Origin of the sequence: Luteimonas salinilitoris (genome assembly GCF_041300785.1) — a bacterium.
GTDB classification, from domain to species: Bacteria; Pseudomonadota; Gammaproteobacteria; order Xanthomonadales; family Xanthomonadaceae; genus Luteimonas; species Luteimonas salinilitoris.
In genome coordinates this window covers 1-4764 of the sequence record NZ_JBFWIB010000038.1, presented here as the reverse complement: position 1 = coordinate 4764, position 4764 = coordinate 1, and the positions used below count along the sequence as shown (strand labels likewise).

Genomic DNA, 4764 nt, shown 5'->3' with positions numbered 1-4764 from the left:
CCATCTTGGCGCGCGCATCTTCACCGAAACGGATTTCTTTGGCTGCCATTTGAAACTCCGGGATTCGAGAATGGGGAATAGGGAATGGTTGAAAGCGAAGGGCAACTGCGAGCGGGATGGAGAGGCAGGACGGCGAACCGGCGCGATGGCGCTTTTACGATTCCCGATTCCCGATTCCCGCCTCGGCGTCAGCCGAGGATTGCCAGAATGTCGTCCTCGCGGACCACCAGGTACTCGGTGCCGTCCAGCTTGACCTCGGTGCCGCTGTACTTGCCGAACAGCACCTGGTCGCCGGCCTTGACCTTCGGCGCGCGCACGCTGCCGTTGTCGAGCGCCTTGCCCTCGCCGGTGGCGACGACTTCGCCCTTGATCGGCTTCTCGGTGGCGGAGTCCGGGATCACGATGCCGCCGGCGGACATCTTTTCTTCTTCGGTACGCTTGATGACCACACGGTCGTAGAGCGGCTTGATGTTGCTCATTTCGATCCTCGCTAAGTGATTGATCGGTTTAGGAAATGGGTGGCGACTTTAGCACTCGCGCAAGGAGAGTGCCAGGCGCGCGGACGGCAAAACCCGGCAATGCGCGGGATGGATGCGAGATGGGCCCGCCGGCCCGCCTTTCAAGGCCCTCCGGCGAAAAAAAATCCGGGGCAGGTCCGAACGGACGATGCGCCGGGCGCAGGTCGTCAGAAGCGCCAGGCCGCCATCAGCATGGTCTCGCCGTCGTTGGGCTGGTGCAGGCTGGCATTGGAGATGTGCCGGGCCAGCAGCGAGAAGCGGTCCCAGCGCCAGCCGGCGGTGGTGACGAACTGCGGATCGCCGGACAGGGCATCGGTCTCGCCGGCCTGGGCACCGACGCCGAACCCCAGGGTCAGGCCGTTGTCGGTGCGCTCGTAGCGCAGCCCGGCGTGGGCGACGGTCACGTCGTCCTCCAGGTCCAGCCGGGTGTCGTCGCGCCCGCGCACGTGGATCGCGCCCAGCTCCCAGTGCAGGACCGCATTGTCCATCACCCGCCATGCCGGCAGCCATGCCGCGGAGATCATCGGCGTGGTCTCGTTGCCGCGCGTGACCGAGGCGCCGCCGCCGATCTCGAACCGCGATTGCGCCAGGGCCGCGGAAGCCGGCAGCGCGAACAGGACCGCCGCGGCCAGCAGCGCAGCGAAGGAGGAACTGGGACGACGCATGGGAAGTACCGGATGGGGAACAGAGGGCGCGTATCTTAAACCCGCCGGTACAGGATATGCGCGTCCCGGAAGAAATGCCCGGGACGGACGCCGGCGCCGTTGCCGGCGGATGGCCGTACCGAGCCGGATTGCGGGGCCGCCGCGGATCGCCACCACCGGGCCTCGGCTACCCTATACGCCCCCGCGCGTGATCTCACCCCTCGCCTTGAACGCCCTGATCTGCCTGTGCGCCTGCCCGGACCGCGACGTCGCCGCCCGGATCGCCGAGACCCTGGTCGGCGAGCGGCTGGCCGCCTGCGTGAACCTGCTCCCGGGGGTGACGTCCGTGTACCGGTGGCAGGGCACGGTCGAGCGCGCCGACGAGGTCCTGCTGCTGATCAAGACCGCTCCGGCGCGGCTGCAGGCCCTGACCGCACGCATCGTCGCCCTGCATCCGTATGAACTGCCCGAGGTGATCGCGGTCGAAAGCGCCGGCGGCCTGCCCGCCTATCTGGACTGGATCGCACAGGAAACCAGCGTGGAGCCGCAACCGTGAAGTCGCACCTGTCGAACTACCGGCATGCCCTCGCCGTGCTGGCGGCATGCCTGCTCGGCGCCACGGCCACGGTCACGGCCGCGGTCGACGAGAACGACCTGCTGCCGGTCGACGAGGCCTTCGTACTGACGGCCACGGCGCCCACGCGCAACCGCATCGAGCTGGACTGGAAGATTGCCGACGGCTATTACCTGTACCGCCACCGCATCGATGTCCGGCGGCTCGACGAAGGCTTCAAGATCAATCCGCTGCAACTGCCGGCCGGGCACAAGCACCACGACGAGTTCTTCGGCGAGGTCGAGACCTATCGCGACCGCCTGACCGCGGCGGTCACCGGCGCGCCCGACGACGGAATGACAACGCTGCCCCTGCAGGTCAAGTACCAGGGCTGCGCCGACGCCGGCGTGTGCTATCCACCGCAGACGCGCACCATCAGCGTCGCCCTGCCTGCCCAGGCCGCTCCGCCTGCCGGGGGCTCCGCCAGCGCCGGCGACGGCCTCGCCGCGCTCGGCCGGGCGCTGTCCGGCAACGGCGCCATCCCATCCGGCACCGCCGCGGACGGGTCCATGCAGGCGTTGCCGTTGCCGCCGGAACAGGCGTTCGGTTTCGAGGCGATCGCCGGCGACGGCGACACGATCCTGATGCGCTTCACCCCGGCGCGCGGCTATTACCTGTACCGCGACCGCAGCACGTTCGCGCTCGCCGGCGCCGATGGCATCGCCGCTGACGCGCCGGCATGGCCGCGCGGGGTCGACCACCACGACGAACACTTCGGCAAGGTGGTGGTGTACTTCGACCAGGTCGACGTGCCGCTGCCGCTGCGGCGCACCCGCGCCGACGCCGCCGAGGTCACCCTCACCGCGACCTTCCAGGGTTGCCAGGACGAGGGCATCTGCTATCCGCCGATGACGCGCACGGTGACGGTGGCGTTGCCGGCGACCAGCACCGCCCCCGCCCCTGTAGGAGCGGCTTCAGCCGCGACAGGGATCTCCGCGGAGGCACCGGCCGCGGCGGTGGAGGGATCGGTCGCGGCTGAAGCCGCTCCTACAGGGGCGGCCGGGGCGGACCGCGCAGGCGATGTCGCCGATGGCGGTCCGCCTCCAGAAGCGGGAGCGGACGCACCAACGGCGGCCGCCCCCCTGGCCGACGACAGCCGACTGGCCGCCGCACTGGCCGGCCCGGACCGGCTGCTGACCCTGCTCGGCTTCTTCGGCGCCGGCCTGCTGCTGGCGTTCACGCCCTGCGTGCTGCCGATGATCCCGATCCTGTCGGGACTGATCGCCGGCGCCGGCACGCGCCTGGGCACCGGCCGCGCGCTGCTGCTGTCGTTCGTCTACGTGCTGGCCAACGCGCTGGTGTTCACCGTGGCCGGGGTGGTCGCCGCGCTGCTCGGCGCCAACCTGCAGATCGCGTTCCAGACGCCGTGGATCATCGCCCTGTTCGCGCTGCTGTTCGTGGTGCTGGCGCTGTCGGCGTTCGGCCTCTACGAGCTGCAGCTGCCGGCCGTGGTCCGCGCCAGGCTCGGCGCGATCAGTGACCGCCAGCGCGGCGGTTCGCTGGCCGGGGTGGCGGCGATGGGCGCGCTATCGGCATTGATCGTCGGCCCTTGCGTGGCGCCGCCGCTGGCCGCCGCGGTGCTGTACATCGGCGAGAGCGGCGACCCGGTGCTGGGCGGAACCGCGCTGTTCGTGCTGGCGATGGGCATGGGCCTGCCGCTGCTGGCGTTCGGCGTCGCCGCCGGGCGCGGGCTGCCGACCAGCGGGCCATGGATGGTCGCGGCGCAGCGGGTGTTCGGTTTCGTGTTCCTGGGGCTGGCGGTGTGGATGCTGTCGCGGATCCTGCCGGGCCCGGCGACCCTCGCCCTGTACGGCCTGCTGGCGCTGGCCGCGGCCGCGTGGGCGCTGGCGGCGAGCACCGAAACGTCGCGCACGCGCCTGCTGGCACGCTTCGCCGGCCTGGTGCTGGCGGTGATCGGCGGCGCGCAGCTGCTGGGGGCGATGTCGGGCGCGCACGACCCGCTGCGGCCGCTGGACGGCATGACCGCGGCGCGGCAGCCGCAGGCGGAGCTGCCGTTCCGCAGGATCAAGACCGTGGCCGATCTCGACCTGGAGATCGCCGCCGCGCAGGCCGCCGGCCGGCCGCTGCTGTTCGATTTCTATGCCGACTGGTGCGTGTCCTGCAAGGAGATGGAGAAGTACACCTTCCCGCAGGCCGAGGTGCAGGACGCGCTGGCCGGTTTCGTGCTGCTCAAGGCCGACGTGACCGCCAACGACGCCGAGGACCAGGCGCTGATGCGCCGCTACGGTGTCGTCGGCCCGCCGGCGACGCTGTTCTTCGTCGACGGCGGCGAGCGCCGCGAACTGCGGCTGTTCGGCTTCGAGAAGGCCGCGGCGTTCGCCGCGCGCGTGCAGCGCGCCGCCACCGAGGCCCGCTGATGCGCACCGGCACGAAGGTCGTGCTGGTGGCGGTGGCGGCGGGCACCCTGGGCGTGGTCGCCGGCCTGCTGACCCGCGGCCCCGGGCCGCTGCTGCGCACCGAACCCGGGCAGCGGATCGCCCAGCAGGTGCTGCAGGCCAACGCACCCCCGGCCCCGGAGGGCGTGGCGGTGGCGAAGCGCGGCGAAGCGCTGTCGAAGTTCGCCGTGGCGGCCCTGGACGGCGGTGAAATCGTCCTGCCGGACGACTTCGCCGGCCGTCCGCTGCTGGTCAATATCTGGGCCAGCTGGTGCGGCCCCTGCATCCGCGAAATGCCGGAACTGGACCGCTACGCCCGCGCGCAGGGCGACGACGGCACCCGCGTGCTCGGCATCGCCCTGGACGATCCGGCGGCGGTGCGCGACTTCCTGCAACGGGTCCCGGTGTCCTATCCCTTGGCGATCGACGCCCCCGGTCGCGCCGACGCCGGCGTGCGCCTGGGCAACCCGCGCGGGGTGCTGCCGTACTCGGTGCTGGTCTCGGCCGACGGCCGGGTGCTGAAGCAGCGCATCGGACCGTTCGAGGACGGCGAGGTCGACGATTGGGCGCGGCACTAGGCGGCCCGACCGCTT

At 71.3% G+C, this 4764-nt stretch carries 5 protein-coding genes; 3 read left to right on the top strand and 2 right to left on the bottom strand.

Annotated elements, in window-relative coordinates; genetic code table 11:
• Nucleotides 1-188 precede the first annotated feature (188 nt).
• Both groES and AB5T46_RS20205 read right to left on the bottom strand, forming a co-directional pair.
• The gene (groES, locus tag AB5T46_RS20210) at nt 189-479 is read right to left on the bottom strand and encodes a co-chaperone GroES (protein ID WP_370565908.1); all 291 of its coding nucleotides are present in this window, start codon (nt 477-479) and stop codon (nt 189-191) included.
• 206 nt (nt 480-685) lie between these two features.
• Complete coding sequence (locus AB5T46_RS20205; RefSeq protein ID WP_370565907.1) at nt 686-1183, bottom strand: acyloxyacyl hydrolase; 498 nt, start codon at nt 1181-1183, stop codon at nt 686-688.
• 190 nt (nt 1184-1373) lie between these two features.
• On the opposite strand from AB5T46_RS20205, the gene cutA reads away from it, so the two are divergent.
• The 3 genes from cutA to AB5T46_RS20190 are packed head-to-tail and all read left to right on the top strand — an operon-like array spanning nt 1374 to nt 4749.
• Nucleotides 1374-1718, top strand: coding sequence for a divalent-cation tolerance protein CutA (cutA, locus tag AB5T46_RS20200; RefSeq protein ID WP_370565909.1), 345 nt, complete (start codon nt 1374-1376; stop codon nt 1716-1718).
• Nucleotides 1715-4153 (top strand): protein-disulfide reductase DsbD, encoded by a 2439-nt coding sequence (locus tag AB5T46_RS20195; RefSeq protein ID WP_370565906.1) that lies wholly within the window; start codon nt 1715-1717, stop codon nt 4151-4153. The genes cutA and AB5T46_RS20195 overlap by 4 nt, the downstream gene beginning before the upstream one ends.
• The gene (locus AB5T46_RS20190; RefSeq protein WP_370565904.1) at nt 4153-4749 is read left to right on the top strand and encodes a TlpA disulfide reductase family protein; all 597 of its coding nucleotides are present in this window, start codon (nt 4153-4155) and stop codon (nt 4747-4749) included. The genes AB5T46_RS20195 and AB5T46_RS20190 overlap by 1 nt, the downstream gene beginning before the upstream one ends.
• Nucleotides 4750-4764 lie beyond the last annotated feature (15 nt).

What these genes read in the sequence shown, in the direction of transcription:
- groES (WP_370565908.1), bottom strand. Translation starts at nt 479, where the DNA reads ATGAGCAACATCAAGCCGCTCTACGACCGTGTGGTCATCAAGCGTACC.
- AB5T46_RS20205 (WP_370565907.1), bottom strand. Translation starts at nt 1,183, where the DNA reads ATGCGTCGTCCCAGTTCCTCCTTCGCTGCGCTGCTGGCCGCGGCGGTC.
- AB5T46_RS20190 (WP_370565904.1), top strand. Translation starts at nt 4,153, where the DNA reads ATGCGCACCGGCACGAAGGTCGTGCTGGTGGCGGTGGCGGCGGGCACC.